Origin of the sequence: Actinomadura rubteroloni (assembly GCF_002911665.1) — a bacterium.
Classification (GTDB): Bacteria; Actinomycetota; Actinomycetes; order Streptosporangiales; family Streptosporangiaceae; genus Spirillospora; species Spirillospora rubteroloni.
This window is the reverse complement of record NZ_MTBP01000002.1, coordinates 729,123-748,045: the sequence shown is the minus strand read 5'-3', so window position 1 is coordinate 748,045 and position 18,923 is coordinate 729,123. Positions and strand designations below refer to the sequence as shown.

Annotated in this window: 16 protein-coding genes; 7 read left to right on the top strand and 9 right to left on the bottom strand. The window is 75.4% G+C overall.

The features are described 5' to 3' along the window. Nucleotides 1–2: 2 nt before the first annotated feature. On the bottom strand, nt 3–206 hold the full coding sequence (locus tag BTM25_RS14970) for an antitoxin (RefSeq protein WP_103563517.1): 204 nt from the start codon (nt 204–206) through the stop codon (nt 3–5). A gap of 109 nt (nt 207–315) precedes the next feature. Here BTM25_RS14970 and miaA point away from each other — a divergent pair, with 109 nt between their 5' ends. Together miaA and dapF are read left to right on the top strand one after the other, a co-directional pair. Beyond that, nucleotides 316–1,200, top strand: coding sequence for a tRNA (adenosine(37)-N6)-dimethylallyltransferase MiaA (gene miaA, locus BTM25_RS14965; protein WP_205648187.1), 885 nt, complete (start codon nt 316–318; stop codon nt 1,198–1,200). A gap of 16 nt (nt 1,201–1,216) precedes the next feature. Continuing rightward, complete coding sequence (gene dapF, locus BTM25_RS14960) at nt 1,217–2,047, top strand: diaminopimelate epimerase (RefSeq protein WP_103563515.1); 831 nt, start codon at nt 1,217–1,219, stop codon at nt 2,045–2,047. Nucleotides 2,048–2,249: 202 nt separating this feature from the next. Here the strand turns inward: dapF and BTM25_RS14955 are convergent, their stop codons facing one another. Next, nucleotides 2,250–4,217 carry a sensor histidine kinase gene (locus BTM25_RS14955; RefSeq protein WP_103563514.1) on the bottom strand — a complete coding sequence of 656 codons (1,968 nt, stop codon included), beginning with the start codon at nt 4,215–4,217 and terminating at the stop codon, nt 2,250–2,252. Between the two features lie 115 nt (nt 4,218–4,332). Then, entirely contained in the window at nt 4,333–4,944 is a 612-nt protein-coding gene (locus BTM25_RS14950; protein ID WP_103563513.1) for a TetR/AcrR family transcriptional regulator, read from the bottom strand. A 105-nt stretch (nt 4,945–5,049) separates the two neighbouring features. Between BTM25_RS14950 and BTM25_RS14945 the strand changes: the two genes are divergently transcribed. The 5 genes from BTM25_RS14945 to BTM25_RS14925 all read left to right on the top strand — a co-directional run bounded on the left by BTM25_RS14945 (nt 5,050) and on the right by BTM25_RS14925 (nt 11,546). Then, on the top strand, nt 5,050–6,009 hold the full coding sequence (locus BTM25_RS14945) for a hypothetical protein (RefSeq protein WP_103564645.1): 960 nt from the start codon (nt 5,050–5,052) through the stop codon (nt 6,007–6,009). Between the two features lie 113 nt (nt 6,010–6,122). Next, on the top strand, nt 6,123–7,079 hold the full coding sequence (locus BTM25_RS14940; protein WP_103563512.1) for an ABC transporter permease: 957 nt from the start codon (nt 6,123–6,125) through the stop codon (nt 7,077–7,079). Continuing rightward, nucleotides 7,076–7,900, top strand: a complete 825-nt coding sequence (locus tag BTM25_RS14935; protein WP_103563511.1) for an ABC transporter permease — start codon at nt 7,076–7,078, stop codon at nt 7,898–7,900. Before BTM25_RS14940 ends, BTM25_RS14935 begins: the two co-directional genes overlap by 4 nt. Then, nucleotides 7,897–9,894, top strand: a complete 1,998-nt coding sequence (locus BTM25_RS14930) for a dipeptide ABC transporter ATP-binding protein (RefSeq protein WP_103564644.1) — start codon at nt 7,897–7,899, stop codon at nt 9,892–9,894. Before BTM25_RS14935 ends, BTM25_RS14930 begins: the two co-directional genes overlap by 4 nt. Then, complete coding sequence (locus BTM25_RS14925; RefSeq protein WP_103563510.1) at nt 9,891–11,546, top strand: ABC transporter family substrate-binding protein; 1,656 nt, start codon at nt 9,891–9,893, stop codon at nt 11,544–11,546. The genes BTM25_RS14930 and BTM25_RS14925 overlap by 4 nt, the downstream gene beginning before the upstream one ends. Here BTM25_RS14925 and BTM25_RS14920 read toward each other — a convergent pair. The 6 genes from BTM25_RS14920 to aceB form a co-directional block, all read right to left on the bottom strand. Further along, on the bottom strand, nt 11,543–12,277 hold the full coding sequence (locus BTM25_RS14920; protein ID WP_103563509.1) for a hypothetical protein: 735 nt from the start codon (nt 12,275–12,277) through the stop codon (nt 11,543–11,545). The genes BTM25_RS14925 and BTM25_RS14920 overlap by 4 nt on opposite strands. Nucleotides 12,278–12,412: 135 nt before the next feature. After that, nucleotides 12,413–13,126, bottom strand: coding sequence for a haloacid dehalogenase type II (locus tag BTM25_RS14915; protein ID WP_103563508.1), 714 nt, complete (start codon nt 13,124–13,126; stop codon nt 12,413–12,415). A 10-nt stretch (nt 13,127–13,136) separates the two neighbouring features. Continuing rightward, nucleotides 13,137–14,414, bottom strand: coding sequence for a (Fe-S)-binding protein (locus tag BTM25_RS14910; RefSeq protein ID WP_103563507.1), 1,278 nt, complete (start codon nt 14,412–14,414; stop codon nt 13,137–13,139). After that, nucleotides 14,414–15,604 carry an FAD-binding oxidoreductase gene (locus BTM25_RS14905; RefSeq protein ID WP_103563506.1) on the bottom strand — a complete coding sequence of 397 codons (1,191 nt, stop codon included), beginning with the start codon at nt 15,602–15,604 and terminating at the stop codon, nt 14,414–14,416. The genes BTM25_RS14910 and BTM25_RS14905 overlap by 1 nt, the downstream gene beginning before the upstream one ends. Beyond that, the gene (locus BTM25_RS14900) at nt 15,604–17,055 is read right to left on the bottom strand and encodes an FAD-linked oxidase C-terminal domain-containing protein (RefSeq protein WP_103563505.1); all 1,452 of its coding nucleotides are present in this window, start codon (nt 17,053–17,055) and stop codon (nt 15,604–15,606) included. The genes BTM25_RS14905 and BTM25_RS14900 overlap by 1 nt, the downstream gene beginning before the upstream one ends. Before the next feature lie 65 nt (nt 17,056–17,120). Next, nucleotides 17,121–18,728 (bottom strand): malate synthase A, encoded by a 1,608-nt coding sequence (gene aceB, locus BTM25_RS14895; protein ID WP_103563504.1) that lies wholly within the window; start codon nt 18,726–18,728, stop codon nt 17,121–17,123. Between the last annotated feature and the right edge of the window lie 195 nt (nt 18,729–18,923).

Genomic DNA, 18,923 nt, shown 5'->3' with positions numbered 1-18,923 from the left:
GGTCAGGTGCCGCGCGTGTCGTTCCGGCTCCCGGAGCGCTCCTGGGTGCCGATGTAGTCGTTGGCCTTGTTCTGCACCTTGTCGGTCTTGTCGGCGTACTTGCCGCCGGTCCTCTTGTCGATCATGTCGCCGCCGCGTTCCACGCCCTGCCGGGCCTTGGCGGCGTTCTTCCCGAGCATCTCCTTGACCTTGTCCATGAACGGCATGGGGTCCTCCGATCGTCGGGTCCGGTGGCGGCGGGACGGGGGTCCCGGCGCCCGTTCGGTCCGTCCCCTCCCCGATGGCGTCACAATTAAGCGCGTGGCAGCACCTGACGTGATCGCCGTCGTCGGCCCCACGGCGTCCGGAAAGTCCGACCTGGCCGTCGAGCTGGCGCTGCGCCTCGGCGGCGAGGCGGTCAACGCGGACTCGATGCAGCTCTACCGGGGCATGGACGTCGGCACCGCGAAGCTCACCCCGGCCGAGACGCGCGGCGTGCCGCACCATCTGCTGGACGTGTGGGACGTCACCGAGACCGCCAGCGTCGCCGAGTACCAGAAGCTCGCCGCCGACGCGATCGAGGACGTCCGGGCGCGCGGGCGGACACCGGTCCTGGTCGGCGGGTCCGGCCTCTACGTGCGCGCCGCGCTGGACCATCTGGAGTTCCCCGGCACCGACCCGGCCGTCCGCGCCCGGCTGGAGGCGGAGCTGGCCGAGCACGGCCCCGGCGTCCTGCACGAGCGGCTGCGCGGCCTGGACCCGGCGGCGGCGGACGCGATCCTGCCCGGCAACGGCCGCCGCGTCGTCCGGGCGCTGGAGGTCGTGGAGATCACCGGACGGCCGTTCAGCGCGACGCTCCCCGCGCACCGGTACCGGTTCGACGCCGTCCAGATCGGGCTGAGCGTCCCGCGTCCCGAGCTGGACGAGCGGATCGCGCTGCGCGTCGGACGGATGTGGGACGCGGGCCTGGTCGACGAGGTCCGGCGGCTGGAGCGGGCCGGGCTCCGCCGGGGCGTCACCGCGAGCCGCGCGCTCGGCTACCAGCAGGTGCTCCGGTTCCTCGCGGGCGAGTGGACCGAGGAGCACGCCAGGGACGAGACGATCCGGCTCACGCGGCGGTTCGCGCGCCGCCAGGAGTCGTGGTTCCGGCGCGACCCGCGCGTGCGGTGGCTGCCCTACGACGCCCCCGACCTGGTCGACCGCGCCCTGGCCGCCGCGTGACGCCTACGATCGGGACATGCGTTTTCTCAAGGGCCACGGGACCGAGAACGACTTCGTCATCCTGCCCGATCCGGACGGCGAGCTGGAGCTGACGCCGTCGTTCGTCGCCCGGCTGTGCGACCGCCGCGCGGGGATCGGGGCGGACGGCGTGCTGCGCGCCGTCCGGGCGAAGGCCGACCCCGAGGCCGCCGGCCAGGACGCCGAGTGGTTCATGGACTACCGCAACGGCGACGGCAGCGTCGCCGAGATGTGCGGCAACGGCGTCCGGGTCTTCGCGCGGTACCTGGTCGACGCGGGCCTGGCCGAGCCCGGCGAATGGAACGTCGCGACCCGCTCGGGCCCGCGCCGAGTGGCGCTCGGCGCGGACGGCGACGTCCGCGTGGACATGGGCGTCCCCGACTACTTCGGGACGAGCGTCGCCACCCTCGGCGACCGGGAGTTCCCGGGCGTCAGCGTGTCGATCGGCAACCCGCACCTGGCGTGCCGCGTGGACGAGCCCGTCGCCGTCCTGGACCTCGGCACCGCGCCCGGGTTCGACCGGTCGGTCTACCCGCACGGCGTGAACGTGGAGTTCTTCCGTCCGGTCGGCGACCACCACGTCGAGATGCGCGTCCACGAGCGCGGGGCGGGCGAGACCCGGTCCTGCGGGACCGGGACGGTCGCGGTCGCCGTGGCGGCGGCGCTCGGGCTCGCGGGCGCCGAACCGGTGCCGCCGGGCCGCTGGACGGTCGACGTCCCCGGCGGCCGGGTGACCGTCACCTTGACCGAGGGGACGGCCTTTCTCGCAGGTCCGGCCGTTCTCGTGGCCGAGGGCGAGGTCGATCCGGCGGCCCTGTCCACAAGCTGAGACGGAGGTCCCGGCAGAGACGGGACCTCGGTCCCTCCGCGCCGGGACCCGGGCCGCGTAACTTCAGTCGTGCACACCCTCTGGTGGAAGGCCCCCGGAACACGGGATGGGAGCCCCGGGTTCCGGCGGAGCCGAGGGTCGGTGGCGACCTTCTTGGCGGGGGGCGGCCACCGGCCCTCCTGCCACCGGCGGGAAGGCCCGGTCAGCTCGCGAGCGGCAGGCCGCTGAGCGGGAGCCGCGCGCTGACGAGCGTGCCGCCGCCGGGAGCGGGACCGATCGTGCAGGAACCCCCGAGTTCGGCCGCGCGCTCGCGCATCGAGGACATGCCCACCCCGGCGCTCTGGCGGCCGTGGACGCCGACGCCGTCGTCGCCCACCGAGACGTGCAGGTCCCCGTTCAAACTCAGCCGGACGACCGCCGTGTCGGCCTTGGCGTGCCGGTAGACGTTGGTCAGCGCCTCCTGGACGATCCGGTACGCCGCCACCTCGGCGGCGGCGGGGAGCCGGTCGAGGTCGCCGTCCACCTGGACGTCCACGTGCGGGCCGTCGCCGGTCGAGACGACGCCGCCGAGCGCGCGGATCGCCCCGGCGAGGCCGAGGTCGTCCAGCGCGGGCGGGCGCAGGCCGTAGACGAGGTCGCGGATGTCGCCGATCGCCTGGCCCATCGTGGTGCGCAGGTCCTCCAGCAGCCCGTCGGCGGCGTCGGGATCGTTGCGCAGCGTGATGCGGGCGGCGTCCACGGTCATCGCGATGCTGGCGAGGGTGGGGCCGAGGCCGTCGTGCAGGTCGCGGCGCAGCCGCCGCCGCTCCTCCTCGCGGGTGCGCAGGATGCGCTCGCGGGAGCGCTGGACGTCGATGGCGAGCCGGGTCGCGCTGGCCAGTTCGGCGAGGTTGCGGGCGAGGACGGCGGCGATGCGCGGGTCGTTGCGCCGCGTCACCCCGACGACGAGCCGGCCGACCGGTTCGCTGTGCCAGACCAGCGGCACCGACTGGGCGCGCTCGCCCGGGTCGCCGCAGGTCACCGAGACCGTCTGCCCTTCGCGGTCCACGACCTCCAGCAGGACGCCGGTCGCGTGCAGGGCCTCCTTGACGGTCGTCGCGGCGGTGGCGAGCGCGGCGCGCGGGTCGGAGATGCTCTGCAGCCGCCGGTTGAGCCGGTCGGCGATGCGGTAGGGGTCGCGTTCGCCGTGCATGAGCCGGTCCACGGCGCGCTGGAGCCGCCGCCGGGCGGGCTCGAACACCGCGCCCGCCGCGATCGCGCCGACCAGGCCCGCGACGGGCAGGTGGTCGGCGGCGACCTGGCTTGCGACGGCGACCAGCGCGAAGTAGACGCCGGTGATGACGGCGACGAGCCCCGCGTAGACGAGCGTCCGGCTGAAGACCAGGTCGATGTCGTACAGCCGGTACCGGGTGATGGCGATGGCGATGCACAGCGGGACGGCCGCGATGACGAAGTCGCGCGTGGCGTCCCCGATCGGCACGGCCTCGCCGATGAACGTGATGCCCTGCGCGAAGACGCCGGGGTAGATCACCCAGGCGATCTGCCGCCGCACGTCCGGGGTGGACCGGACGAACCGGATGCCGAGCGCGAGGAAGCCGAGCGCGAGCGGCCCGAGGATCGCGGCGCTGATCAGGAACGGCAGGTCCTGGAACGGGTAGACCCACACGCCGTGGTCGTACTGCCGGACGCCCGGGTGGACCGTCAGGTGGACGCAGACGATCACCGGGACCGCGCAGGCCACGGCGAGGACGGGCCGGAACCAGCGGGAGACGAGCCGTCCGTCGGGGAAGATCAGCGGCAGGACGAGCGTGAGCGCGTAGGTGTCGAGCGCCCACAGCCACGTGCTCACCCAGTGGACGAACCCGGCGCCGGGCACGTGGTGCTCGGCCATGAAGGGCGCGAGGTTCAGCAGCAGGACGTACACCGACGCGCACAGGCCCGAGCCGAGCATGAGCCAGCCGACGCGCAGGTTCGGCCGGTGCCGCAGCAGGAGCGCCGCGACGGGCGTCCAGAACAGCGCGATGACGATCTCCGGATGCCACCACACGAGCCGTCGCGGGTCATGGACCCAGTGGCCGAGGATCAGCGCCGCCGCGACGGCGCCGACGGCTGCGGCGGCGATGACCAGGGCCGCGCGTGCGGTCCTCGACCGGTCGACCACGGTGCCCATGCGCGCTCCCCGAAAGAAAAAAGTAAATGAATCGTAAAGCTTGCGGGCGGGTGCCATGGTCGCCACGGGCGTCCGCCCTTGGACAGGACAGCGTGGTGTGGCGTGCGGGACGGGGTCAGCCGCGTGCGGCGCGAAGGTCGGGACGCGGCAGCGCGCCCACGCCCGTCGCCAGTTCGTCCGGCGTGATGTCGCCGAGGACGACGGTCTGGAGCAGGAATCCGTGCATCAGCGCGAACATCGTCTTGCCGACCGCGACGTGGTCGGTGCCGGGCGGCAGCGCGCCGGTCTCGGCCAGCCGCGCCGCGTAGGCGATCCACAGGTCGCGGAGCATCGCCATCGTCTCGCGGGCGTGGTCGCCGAGCCCGGGTTCCGACAGCACGAGCGCCCACGCCTGCGGGGCGAGGCGCAGCGGCCCGCCCTCGCGCGCCAGCTCGGCGATGCGCGGCCCGATGGCGGCGATGACCGCGGGGAGCGGGGCGGGCGGGTCCTGCGTGATGAGCGGGACGAACGTGGCGTTCATCGCGGCGCTGGTCTCGGCGGTGATCGCCTTGATTAGTTCATCTTTGCTCGGGAAGTAGCGGTAGACCGCCCCGGCGGACAGGCCGGACTCGCCGAAGATGTCCTGCATCGACGTCTCGTGCAGGCCCTTGCGCAGGAAGCAGGCCAGCGCGGCGTCCAGGATCTGGCGCCGGCGGCGTTCGCGGTGCGCGGCGCTGACCTTGGGCATGAGCGGAATGTAGAACGAGCGTCCGTTTCTTGACAAGCCGAACCGCCCGGTGCCACGCTGGGGACAGTAAAGAGAAGGAACGTTCGCTTTTATTTGGAAGTGATCATGCAGTCCTCCCCGGCCCTCCGGGCCGTCGGCGTCGGCCTCCTCGGCGCCGTCCTGCAGATCGTCATGGTGGTCGCGTTCGCCTGGCCCGCCGCCCGCACCGCCCCGCGCGACGTCCCGATCGTCGCCGCCGGGCCGGGCGCCGCCGCCGTCGCGCAGCGGCTGGAGCGCGAGCGGCCCGGCGCGTTCGACGTCACGACCGTCCGGGACGAGGCCGCCGCCCGCGCCGCGGTCACCGGCCGCGACGCCTACGGCGCGCTCCTCGCCGGGCCGTCCGGCGTGCGGGTGCTCGTGGCGTCCGGCGCCTCGCCCGTCGTCGCGCAGCAGCTCGAGCAGATCGCCCAGCCCGCCCAGGCGGGGGCGTCCGCGCGCGTCGAGGACCTCGCGCCGCTCCCGGCGAGCGATCCGCGCGGCGCGGGGTTCGGCGCGCTCGTCCTGCCGCTCATCATGTCGGGCATCGGGGCGTCGGTCCTGTTCACGTACGCGCTGCGGTCCGCCGCGTGGCGCGCCGCCGGAGTCGCGGTGTTCGCCGTCGCCGGCGGGCTCGCCTCGACCGCGCTCGCGCAGGGCTGGCTCGGCGTGCTGTCCGGCCCGTACGCGCCCGTCGCGGCGTGCACCGCCCTCGCTGTCGCCGCCGTCGCGGGTACCGTCACGGGCCTGGCGTCGTTCGGGCAGGCCGGGCTCGGCGCGGGCGCGCTGACGTTCCTGCTGCTCGGCAACCCGCTGTCGGGCGCGGCGTCGGCGCCCGAGCTGCTGCCCGAGCCGTGGGGCGCGATCGGCCAGTGGCTGCCGCCCGGCGCGGCCGTCACGCTGATCCGCTCGGCGGCGTTCTTCGACGGCAGCGGCGCGGGCCGTCCGCTCGCGATCCTCGCGGGCTGGGCGGTCGCGGGCCTGCTCCTGCTCGCCGCCGGTGCCGTCCGCGCCCGCGCCGCCGAGCACGAGCCCGTCCACGCGGCCTGACGGGCACAGCGCACGGCGGGACGGGACGGTCTTTACGCAGTCCAGCGATCCACCCCATCATTCCGTGACCAGGCGGTAGCATTTCGTTACCGTCCTGTGGGTGAAGGGGAGGGATGGGGAGCTTTCTGCTGCGCCGGCTCGCGGGGCACACGGTGCTGGCGCTCGTGGCCGTGAGTTTCGCCTACCTGCTCGCGGCGGCGGCGCTGCACCCGTGCGAGCGGTCCGCGCCGCCGCCCGCCGCGTCCGCCGGGACGTACCGGGGCGCCGACGAGCCGCTCGTCGGGCGCTACCGCGCGTGGGCGACCGGCGTGCTGCACGGCGACTTCGGGCGCACGCTGGACGGCGAGCCCGTCGCGGGCGAGCTGTGGCGGCGCCTGTGGGTCAGCGCGCGGCTGCTGCTCGCCGGGACCGTCCTCGGCTGCGCGGGCGGCGTCCTGCTCGGGGTGTACGCGGCGGCCCGCCGGGACGCCGCGCCCGACCGGCTCATCACCGCCGGGACGTTCCTGCTGCTCGCCGTGCCCGTGTTCGTCCTGGCCGTGCTCGCGCAGCTCGCCGCGACGGAACTGGACGAGGCCACGGGCGTCCGGGTCGTCGCGTGGGCCGGGGAGCCCGGCGGGACGTTCGGCGCCCTCGGCCGCACCGCCGACGGCCTGCGCCACCTCGCGCTGCCCACCGCGGTCGTCGCCCTCTCCCAGCTCGCGGTGTACTGCCGCTACCAGCGCGGGATGACGCTGGACGTCCTCGACGCCGACCACGTCCGCACCGCCCGCGCCAAGGGGCTGCGCCGCCGGGACGCGCTGCTGCGCCACGGCCTGCGCGCCGCGCTCGTCCCGATGACGACCTACTTCGCCTACACGGCGGGCCTCGCGCTGCTCACGGGCGTGTTCACCGAGCGGGTCTTCGGGTGGCACGGCCTCGGCGAGTGGGTCGTCACGGCGATCGTGCGCGGGGACGTCAACGTCGTCGCCGCCGCCAACTGCGTCGCGGCCGTCGCGGTGGTGCTCGCGGGCCTGGCGTCCGACGCGGTGCGCTGCGTGCTCGACCCCCGGGTCCGGACGCCGGCGCCGTGACCCGCCGCCTGCCGGGCAACCGCCGCACGACGGCCGGGGCCGTGCTGCTGTCCGCGCTGTTCCTCGCCGCGTTCCTCGGCCCGCTCGTCGCGCCGTGGGACGGCGAGCGCATCGACTACTCGGCGTTCCGCGCGCCGCCGTCGGCCGCGCACTGGCTCGGCACCACGCAGAGCGGACGCGACGTCCTCGCGCTCACGTTGCAGGGCGTGCGGACGTCGCTGCTCGTCGGGCTGCTCGTCGCCGTGCTGTCCACCGGGTTCGCCGCCGTCGTCGGGATGACCGCCGGGGTGCTCGGCGGCTGGGCGGACCGGCTGCTCATGTTCGGCGCCGACCTGCTGCTCGTCCTGCCGTCGTTCCTGGCCGTCGCGGCGCTGTCGCCGTCGCTCGGCGGCGGGCCGGGGCTGGTGCCGCTCATCGCCGCGTTCCTGTGGATGATCACCGCGCGGATGGTGCGGGCGATGACGCTCTCACTGAACCGGCGCGACTACGTGCGCGCCGCGCGGTACCTCGGCGTCGGGCCGGTCCGGGTCGTCGTGCGGCACATCCTGCCGCACCTGGCGTCGCTGCTGATCGTGGACGCCGCGCTGAACGTCAGCCTCGCGATCGTCACCGAGAGCGGCCTGGCCTACCTCGGGTTCGGCGCGCAGCCGCCGCGGGTGTCGCTCGGCACGCTCCTCGCCGACGCCCGCGCCGCCGCGCCCGGCTACCCGTGGCTGTTCGCGGCGGCGGCCGGGCCGCTCGTGCTGATCGTCCTCGCCGTCAACCTGCTCGGCGACGGCCTGCGCGACGCCCTCGACCCGGCGACCGCGAGGTGCCGGTGAGCGTCCTCGACGTCCGGGACCTGCACGTCACCTACCCGCCGGACCGCCACGCCGTCCGGGGGCTGGACCTGAGCGTGGCCGGGGGCGAGATCGTCGGCGTGGTCGGCGAGTCCGGGTCGGGCAAGTCGGCGCTCGCGCTCGCCGTCCTCGGCCTGCTGCCGCCGGGCGCGCGGGTGCGGGGGTCGGTGCGGCTGCGCGGCGCGGAACTGCTCGGCCGGTCCGACGCCGAGCTCGCGCGGGTGCGGGGCCGCGACCTCGCGATGGTGTTCCAGAACCCGCTGTCGGCGCTCACCCCCGCGCATCCGGTCGGCGACCAGATCGCCGAGACGATCCGGCTGCACGCGGGCGCGACCCGCCGCGCCGCCCGCACCCGCGCCGCCGAACTGCTCGACCTCGTCGGGATCCCGGACGCCCCGCGCACCGCCCGCGCCCACCCGCACGAGCTCTCCGGCGGGATGCGGCAGCGCGTGATGATCGCGATGGCCGTCGCCAACGACCCGGTCGCGATCGTCGCGGACGAGCCCACGACCGCGCTCGACGTGACCGTCCAGGCCCAGATCCTCGACGTGCTGCGCGTCGCGCGGGACGCCACCGGCGCCGCGATCGTCCTCATCACCCACGACCTCGGCGTCGTCGCCGAGGTCGCCGACCGCGTCGTCGTGCTGTACGCGGGACGGGAGGCCGAGTCCGGGCCCGTCCGCGACGTGTACCGGCGCCCGCGGATGCCGTACACGATCGGGCTGCTCGGGTCGCTGCCGCGCCTGGACGGCGCCGCCCGGCCCGCGCCGATCCCCGGCGCCCCGCCGCCCGCCGGGGGACCGCCCGCGCCGTGCGCGTTCCGGCCCCGCTGCCCGGTCGGCGGCCCGGCGTGCGACGCGGCGACGCCCGAGCCGGTGCTCGTCGGCATCGGGCACCGCGTGGCCTGCGCGGACCCGGCCGCGACGCTCGACCCGGCCCGCGTGTTCCCGCCCGCGCCGTCCGCGCCGCCGCGCCCGCCGCGCGACCGGCGCCCGGCGGTGCTGCGCGTGACGGGGCTCGTCCGGCACTTCCCGCCGCGCCGGACCCGGCCGTGCGGACGGCCCGTCCGGGCGGTGGACGGCGTCACGCTGGAGGTCGGCGCGGGCGAGACGCTGGGGCTCGTCGGCGAGTCCGGCTGCGGCAAGACGACCGTGCTCATGGAGATCCTGCGGCTGGACCGTCCGCAGCACGGCCGGATCACCGTCCTCGGCCGCGACACGGCGGCGCTGACGGCGTCGTGCCGCCGCGCGCTGCGCCGCGACCTCCAGGTCGTGTTCCAGGACCCGCTGTCCTCGCTGGACCCTCGGATGCGGGTCCGCGCGATCCTGGCGCAACCGCTGCGCACCCACCGCGTCGCGCGGGCCGCCGTGCCCGGACGCGTCGCCGAGCTGCTGGACCTCGTCGGGCTGGAGCCCGCGCTCGCCGACCGGTATCCGGGCGCGCTGTCGTCGGGCCAGCGGCAGCGCGTCGCCATCGCCCGCGCGCTCGCGCTGGAACCCCGGCTGGTGCTGCTGGACGAGCCGGTCGCGTCGCTCGACGTGTCCGTCCAGGCCCAGATCATGGACCTGCTCCAGGACCTCCAGGCCCGGCTCGGCCTCGCGTACGTGTTCGTGTCGCACGACCTCGCGGTCGTGCGCCGCATGGCCGACCGCGTGGCGGTCATGTACAACGGGCGGATCGTCGAGCAGGGCGCGGTCGGCGCGGTGTACGGGTCCCCGGCGCACCCGTACACGCGGGCGCTGCTGGACGCGGTCCCGGTGCCCGACCCGTCCGGGCGGGACGCGCGGCGCCGGACGCTGCGCGGCGATCCGCCGGACCCGTCCGCGCCCGTCGCGGGCTGCCGGTTCCGTCCGCGCTGCCCGGCGTTCGCGGCGCTGGACGCCGAGACGCGGCACCGCTGCGAGCACGACGAACCGCAGGCCGTGCCCGTCCCCGGGGCCGACCAGGACGCGGCCTGCCACCGCGTGCCCCGGTGAGGGCCCGGACCCTCCTGGCCGTCGCTCCGCTGCTGGTCGCCCCGCCCGGCGGCTGCGGGGAGGCCGCCGGGCCGCCGCCCGTCCCGCCGCCGGCCGACGTCAACCCGGCCCCGCGCGCCGAGGTCCGGACGGGCGGGACGCTGCGCTGGCCGCTGCCGGAGTTCCCCGTCCAGTGGAACGTGAACCACGCCGACGGGCACCGGAGCGCGGTCGCCACGGTGGTCCGGGCCGTCCTGCCGGTGCTGATGCGCTCGGACGCCCGCGCCGTCGCGCATCCGGTGCCGGAATACCTGCTGTCGGCGCGGGTGACGCGGCTGCGTCCCCGGCAGGTCGTGACGTACCGGCTGAATCCGGCGGCCCGCTGGTCGGACGGCCGCAGGCTCGGCGTCGCCGACTTCGCCGCGCAGGCCCGCGCGCTGTCGGGCGCCGACCCGCGCTTCCGCGCCGCGACGGTCACCGGGTACCGGCGGATCGCGCGGGTCGAGGCGGGGCCGGCGCCCGGCGAGGTGCGGGTCGTGTTCGCGCGTCCGTACGCCGACTGGCGCGGCCTGTTCAGCCCGCTCTACCCGGCGTCGCGGACGGCGACGCCCGACGCGTTCGACCGGGCCTGGACGAACCGGTTCCCCGTCACCGCCGGGCCGTTCCGCGTCGCGCGGATCGACCGGACGCGGCAGACCGTCGCGCTCGTCCGCGACCCCGCCTGGTGGGGCCGGCCCGCCCGCCTCGACCGGATCGTGTTCCGCGCGCTGGACGCCGCCGCGCTGCCCGGCGCGTTCGCCGGCGGCGAGATCGACCTGCTCGACGTCGGGACGGACGCGGCGGCGCTGCGGCGCGTCGCGTCGGTGCCGGGCGCGGCGGTGCGGCGCGCGGCCGGGCCGGACTGGCGGCACCTGACGCTGAACGCCGCCCGTCCGGCGCTGGCCGACGTGCGGGTGCGGCGCGCGGTGTTCGCCGCGCTGGACCGCGCCGCGCTCGCGCGGGCCGACCTCGCCGACCTCGACTGGCCTGTCCAACCGCTCGGGAACCACTTCCTCATGCCCGGCCTGCCCGGCTACCGCGACAACGCGCCGCCGCACGACCCGGCCGCCGCGCGCCGGCTGCTGGACGCGGCCGGCTGGCGCCGCCACGGCCGCTACCGGACGCGCGCCGGACGGACGCTCGCGCTGCGGTTCGTCCTCCCGGCGGGCGTGCCCGGCGCCGAGCCGGAGGCCGAGCTGACGCGGGCGATGCTAGGGAACGTCGGGATCCGGGTCGACGTCCGGATCGTCCCGGCGGACGACCTGTTCGACCGGTACGTGGCGCCGGGCGCGTTCGACGTCGTCCCGTTCACCTGGCTCGGGACGCCGTTCCCCGCGTCGGCGATGCGCGCGGCGTTCGCGCGTCCGTCCGGCGACGGCGTGCTCCGGAACTACGCCCGGCACGGCACCGCCGCGATCGACCGGGCGATGGACCGCGCGGCGGCGTCGGCGGGCGACCCCCGCCGCGCCCGCGCCTTCCTCGACCGGGCCGACCGGCTGCTGTGGCGCGACGCGACGGTCCTGCCGCTCTACCGGCGCCCGCAGATCGTCGCGGTGCGGCGCGGCCTGGCCAACCTCGGCGCGAACGGCTTCTCCGAGCCCGCCTACGAGGACATCGGCTTCACGCGTCCCTAGGGGAAGTCGAGCGGGACGCCCTTGCGGTCGCTGGTGTAGCGGGCGTTCCAGACGTACAGCCTGATCTCGTCCGGGCGCAGGCCGGGGCGGACGGGCAGGTCGGTCGCGATCCGGACGAGGTAGGAGGCCCCGGCGGGGATCATCGTGTCCCCGTCCTCGGCCTGCGGGGCCGCCGCGCCGCCGAGGCGCGCGATGACCGCGCTGTGGTTCGGCAGCGTGCACATCGACGTGGGGATGCCCGGCTGCGGCATGCACCGGGAGCGGTAGTGCGCGTCCACCTGCGAGCGCGGCAGGAACAGGTCGGCGGGGTAGTCCAGCAGGACGGGACGGCGCTGCGTGTTCGTGAGCACGTAGTCGGCGTAGGCGTACCGCGAGCCCCGCGCGGCCTTCTCGGCGGTCTTCGGGGGCGTCGCGGTGACGCTGGCCCGCGCCGCGCCGAGCGCGTAGCCGTACCCCTCGGGGGTGTTGAAGGTCTGCGCCGGGCCGGTGGCGGGCTTGCGGGCCGCCGGGAGGCCGCCGGGTCCCGAACCCTGCCCGGCGAGCGACGGGGGCGGGGACGTCGCCGGGCCCGCGTCGGCGCCCGGCCGCAGCCAGACGATCACGCCCGCGACCGCCGCGATGCCGACGACGCCGGTGACCGCGCCGGCGAGGCCGAGGCGTCCGGCGCCGCCGCCCTGCTTGCGGCGGCGGTGGGAACTGCGGGGACCGGGCGGGGTGGTCGGCGTGGGCATGGTGGTTCCCGTGCTCCCTCAACTGGCGTCCGGAACAGGGCTGGACACGATACCGGAAGTCCGGATCGGCGGGTGAAGTGCTGTTAAGTGATAAATACGGCGGCGATTCTCCACGCCCAAGGATGAAAGCGCCGGTCAGTCGGCCAGGGCGCGGGCGAGCGCCAGGACGTCGGACACGATGAGGTCGACGCCTGCGGGCGGGTCGACGGGCCGCGCGTCCGGCCCCCACTCGTGCGGACGCGGGAGGTAGGCGGTGCGGAAGCCGGTCCCGGCCGCGGCTTCGAGGTCGTCGGGGTGGCAGGCCGTCAGCAGGATCCGGCGCGGCTCGACGTCCAGGAGTTCGGCGGCCCGGCGGTAGACGCGCGGGTCGGGCTTGAACGTCCCGGCCAGCTCCGCCGACAGCACGCAGTCGAACCGCAGCCCGGCGCGCTTGGCCAGGCGCGTGAGCAGGCCGACGCCGCCGTTGGACAGCGTGCCGGTGACGAGCCGTCCCGCGTGCAGCCGCTCCAGGCCCGGCGCCGCGTCGGGCCACGGGCGCAGCCGGTGCCAGGCCCGGACGAGCCCGGCGCGGTCGGCGTCGCCGAATCCGGTCACGCCGTGGTCGGCGAGCGCCGCGTCCAGCGTGAACCGGTGCAGGGCGTCGGTGGAGCGCAGGGACACGTCCCCGGCGAGCGCCCGGTGGATCGCGGGCCGGTAGTGCCGCCGCCACGCGGTCGTGACGGCGGGCCAGTCGGCCTCGACCCCGGCGGCGGCCCCGGCGTCCGTCAGCTCTCCGGCCACGCTCGTCCACCAGTCGGTCAGCGTGCCGAAGACGTCGAACAGGACGACGTCGATGTCCTTCGGTTCCACGTACGCCCTTTCAGAGCAGCGCGGCGCGACCGAGGCCGCGCAGCGACGCGTCCAGCACCTGCGCGGTGTGCGCGACGGCGATGTCGGTGCCCTGGCGGCGCAGGGCGGTCGCGATCTGGAGCGAGCAGCCGGGGTTGGCGGCGACGAGCAGTTCGGCGCCGGTCGCGCGGACCGTCCCCGCCTTGCGGTCGCCGAGCTGCGCGGCGGCCTCGGGCTGGAACAGGTTGTAGGTCCCGGCCGAGCCGCAGCAGACGTCCGGGTCGGCGATCTCCCGGACGGTCAGCTCCGGGATCCCCGCGAGCAGCCGCCGGGGCTGGCTGCGGATCCGCTGCGCATGGGACAGGTGGCACGCGTCGTGGTAGGCGACGGTCGCGGGCACCGGGTGGCGTTCGGCGCGCGGACCCAGCTCGTCCACGAACTCGGCGAAGTCGCGGGTCTTGGCCGCGACCGCCGCCGCGCGCCGCGCCCACGCGGGGTCGCCCGCCAGAACGTCCGCGTACTCCTTCATGGACGACCCGCAGCCCGCCGCGTTCACGACGACGACGTCCACGGACTCGAACGTCTCGATCGTCGCGCGGGCGAACGCGGCGGCCTCTTCGGCGCGTCCGGAGTGCAGCGACAGCGCGCCGCAGCAGCCCTGGTCGCGCGGGATGACGACGTCGCAGCCCTCCAGCGCCAGCACGCGCGCGGTCGCCGCGTTGACGCCGGGGAAGAACTCGCCCTGCACGCAGCCGGTCAGCATCCCGACGGTCGCACGCCGTCCGCCGCGCGCCGCGACGCGCTCGGGCAGCCGGGGCGCCGGGCCGAGCGGCGGCGCGAGCCGTTCCATCGCGGCCAGCGTCGGCGAGATCCGCTCCAGCACGCCGCTGCGGCGCACCAGCGCGGGCAGCCCCGACCGCTGGTAGAGACGCAGCGGCCCGCGCACGGCCCGCAGCCGCCGCCGGTAGGGGAACAGCCGGAACACCGCCTCGCGCAGGACGCGTTCGCGCAGCGGCCTCGGGTGCTCGTCCTCCACCTCGGCGCGCGTCGTCTCGATGAGCCGGTCGTACTGGACGCCGGACGGGCACGCCGTCACGCACGCCATGCACCCGAGGCACTGGTCGAAGTGCTGCACCATCGGCGCGAGCGGAGCGCCCTCCTCGCGCTGGGCCATGAGGTGGATGCGCCCGCGCGGGGAGTCCATCTCCTCGCCCCACAGCACGTACGTGGGACACGTCGGAAGACAGAACCCGCAGTGGACGCAGTCGCCCAGCAGGTTCTGCCTGTCGCGCGGCGTCTCGGCGTCCATCAGATTCCTCCCGCGAAACGCCCCGGGGACAGCCGGTGCTCCGGATCGAACTGGTCCTTGACGCGCCGCATCAGCGCCAGTGCCGGGACGGAGCCCCAGACGTCCACGGCCGCGCGGACGTCCTCGGGCGCGAACCGCACGACCGCCCCGCCGACGCCGCGCAGCGCCGCCAGGACGTCCACGACGCGTTCGGGGGCCGTCCCGGCGGGCAGCCCGGCCCAGCCGTGGCCGCTCGCCGACCAGGTCAGCGCGGCGGTCTCCGCGTGCGGGCCGGTGAGCAGGTCCTTCAGCGACGCGGGCGGGACGGACGTCTCGACGAGCGTGGAGCCGTCCGGGTAGGCGCCCCAGCCGTCCGGGGCGGTCGCCGCGACCGTCCCGCCGATCAGGGACGCGACGCGGTCGGCGCGCGCGGGCAGCGCCTCGGCGACGCCCTCCAGCAGGACGTCCACGCGGTACCCCGCGCCGGGCGTCGTCGCGCACTCGATCGCCGCCGCCGCTGCCTGGCCGTGCAGCACCGCGTGGACGGCGTCGTACGCCTCCGCCGCGCTGCCGTAGGTCTGGGAAACGAACGCGCGAGCGGCGGGCAGCGGGTGCAGCCGGAACGTCGCGGACACGATCAGGCCGAGCGTGCCGAACGAGCCCGCGAACAACCGTCCGAGGTCGTAGCCCGCGACGTTCTTCACGACCTTGCCGCCCGAGCGCGCGACCGTCCCGTCCGCCCGGACGATCGTCAGCCCGATGACGAGATCGCGCGGCGTCCCGTAGAGCAGGCGCAGTGGCCCGGCGGCGCCCGCCGCGACCGTCCCGCCGACCGTGCTCCCCGGCGGCGCGCCGTCGAGCGCGAGCCGCTGGCCGTGCTCGGCGAGCGCCGCGTTCAGGACGTCCAGCGGCACCCCGGCCTCGGCCGTCACCACCAGGTCGCCCGCCGCGTGCTCCACGATCCGGTCGAGGCGCCGCGTGTCCACGAGCAGGTCGCAGCGGGCGGGCGGCGGACCCCAGTCCAGGCGGGTCTCGCCGCCGCGCGCGACGACCGCGAGCCCGTGGCCGGCCGCCGCGCGCAGCAGCGCCGACGCCTCCTCGACCGTCGCGGGGGCGGCGACGAACCGGGGGGCGACCCCGAGCACGCCCTCTTCGGGTGCGGCGGGGCGGACGTCGGCGCACGCCCCGGCCAGCGCGTCCAGCGCGTCCATCAGAACAGCTCCGCCTTCCCCTCGGCGACCAGCGGATGCGGGCCCTTGCGCACGCCCGGGACCTCCCCGCACAGCCGGGGCGTCGGGAACACCTTCCCCGGGTTGCACAGGCCCGTCGGGTCGAATCCGCACCGGACCATCTGCATGGTGTCCAGGTCCTCGGCGGTGAACATGCGCGGCATGTAGCGGGCCTTGTCCACGCCGACGCCGTGCTCGCCGGTGATCGACCCGCCGTGCTCCACGCACAGGTCGAGGATCGCGCCGGACACCTCCTCCGCGCGTTCGGCCGCGCCCTCCTCGGCGTCGTCGAACAGCACGAGCGGGTGCAGGTTGCCGTCGCCCGCGTGGAACACGTTCGCGACGCGCACGCCCGACGCCGCCGACAGCGCGTCGATCCGGGCGAGGACGCCGGGCAGCGCGGTGCGCGGGATCACGCCGTCCTGGACGAGGTAGGCGGGGCTGATCCGGCCGACGGCGGCGAACGCGGACTTGCGGCCCGTCCAGATCAGCGCGCGCTCGGCGTCGTCGGCCGCGACCCGGACCTCGAACGCGCCCGCGTCCCGGCACAGGCGCTCGACCTGGTCGAACTGGTGGGCGACCTCGCCGTCCGGGCCGTCCAGCTCCACGATCAGCACCGCGCCGGCGCCGTCGGGATAGCCGCAGCCGACGGCGGCCTCGGCGGCCTCGATCGCGAGCGCGTCCATCATCTCGATCGCGGCGGGAACCACGCCCGCGCCGATGATCGCCGACACGGCCGTCCCGCCGGCCTCGATGGAGTCGAACGCGGCCAGCAGCGTCCGGACGGTCTCGGGCACCCGCGTCAGCTTCACCGTGATCTTGGTGGTGATGCCCAGCGTGCCCTCGGCGCCGACGAACACGCCGAGCAGGTCGTAGCCCGGCCCCTCGCCGAGCTGGACGATCTCGCCGTCCGGCGTGACGACCTCGCACGCGAGCACGTGGTGCGCGGTGAAGCCGTATTTGAGGCAGTGCGCTCCGCCCGAGTTCTCCGCGACGTTCCCGCCGACCGAGCAGATCTGCTGGCTGGACGGGTCCGGCGCGAAGTAGTACCCGTGCGGCCGGACGGCCCGCGACACGTCCAGGTTGATCACGCCGGGCTCGACCACGGCCCGCTGGTTCGGGATGTCGATCTCCAGGATGCGGCGCATCCGGGACGTCACGATCAGCACGCCGTCGGTGCGGGGGAGCGCGCCGCCCGACAGGCCCGTCCCCGACCCGCGCGCCACGTACGGGACGCCCTCGGCCGCGCACGCCCGCACGATCGCCGCCACCTGCTCCGCCGACTCCGGCAGCACCACCAGGCCCGGCGCCGCCCGGTGGGTCGTCAATCCGTCGCACTCGTAGGTGCGCAGCCGCACCGGATCGCCGATCACGGCGTCCGGGCCGAGGAGCGCCGCGCACCGCGCGGCCAGCCGATCCAGCGAAGTGCTCATGCTCGCCTTCCGGGGGGCTTGCGGACGCCCGGCCGCCCGCGACGGGGCGGCCGGGCGGCTCGGCCTTACGGGAAACGCACGTACGCCGGCGTGGTGAGGAACTCGGAGTACTCGTCGGCGAGCGTGACCTCCTTGAACAGGGCCACCGCCTGGTTGTAGCGCGGCTCGTTGAACGCGTCGCCCAGCTCGGTGCGGATCTTGGCCAGCTCCTCGTCGAGGATCTGCTCCACCCACTCCTTGGTGATCTTCTGGCCCTCGGCGGTGACGACGCCGTTGTAGATCCACTGCCAGACCTGCGAGCGGGAGATCTCGGCGGTCGCCGCGTCCTCCATCAGGTTGTGGATCGCGACGGCGCCCGCGCCGTCCAGCCAGGTCGCGAGGTAGCGCAGCGCCACGTCGACGTTGCCGCGCAGGCCCGCCTCGGTGATGTCGCCCGGCGTGGCCTTGATGTTCAGCAGGTCGGCCGCCGCGACCTTGACCTCCTCGCGGAGCCGGTCGCGCTGGTTCGGCTTGTCGCCGAGGACGCCGTCGAACACCTCGCGGCACACCGGGACGAGGTCGGGGTGCGCGACCCACGAACCGTCGAAGCCGTCGCCCGACTCGCGCGTCTTGTCCGCCCGGACCTTCTCCAGCGCGACCTTGTTCACCTCGGCGTCCTTGCGGGACGGGATGAACGCCGCCATGCCGCCGATCGCGTGCGCGCCGCGCTTGTGGCACGTGCGGACCAGCAGCTCGGTGTAGGCGCGCATGAACGGCGCCGTCATCGTGATCGCGTTGCGCTCGGGCAGGACGAAGTCCGCGCCCCGGTCCCGGAACTTCTTGATCACCGAGAACAGGTAGTCCCAGCGGCCCGCGTTCAGGCCCGCCGAGTGGTCGCGCAGCTCGTAGAGGATCTCCTCCATCTCGAACGCGGCCGGGATCGTCTCGATGAGGACGGTCGCGCGGATCGTGCCGCGCGGGATCTCCAGCTCGTCCTGCGCCAGGTTGAAGACGTCGTTCCAGAGGCGGGCCTCCAGGTGGCTCTCCATCTTCGGCAGGTAGAAGTACGGGCCCTTGCCCTTGGCGAGCTGGCGGCGCGCGCAGTGGAAGAAGTAGAGCGCGAAGTCGAACAGCGACCCGGAGATCGGCTCGCCGTCCACCAGGACGTGCTTCTCCTCCATGTGCCAGCCGCGCGGCCGGACGACGATCGTCGCCAGCTCCTCGTCGGCCTTGAGCGCGTAGGACTTGCCCGACTTGGCGTCGGTGAAGTCGATCGTGCGGTCGAGGGCGTCGCGCAGGCTGAGCTGCCCCTCGATCATGTTCGTCCAGAGCGGGGTGTTGGCGTCCTCGAAGTCGGCCAGCCAGACCTTCGCGCCGGAGTTGAGCGCGTTGATGGTCATCTTGCGGTCGGTCGGGCCGGTGATCTCGACGCGCCGGTCCTCCAGGCCCTTGCCGGGCTCGTTCACGCGCCAGGAGTCGTCGGCGCGGACGGCCGCGGTGTCGGGCAGGAAGTCCAGCGTGCCGCCCGCCGACAGCCGCTCCTGCCGCTCCGCGCGGGCCTTCAGGAGTTCCTTGCGGCGGGCGCCGAACTCGCGGTGGAGGACGGCGACCAGGTCGAGCGCCTCGGGGGTGAGGATCTCGTCGTAGCGATCCCCGAGGGGGCCGGTGACCTCAAGCCCGTCGCGTGCAGCCATCTTCCCTGCCCTTTCGTATAGCGAAATTTCACTTCTGTTATGTGGAGAACGGTACTCGGGGCGGTACGGCGGGGTCAAAGGCCCCCATCCCTCCCGGACCTCCCCGTGCGCCCGGCCGCTAATCGGATGGCCCGGCATCACCCCAGCGTGAGACCATCCGGGGGAAGAGACAGCCGCCCCGCGGCGTTACCAGAG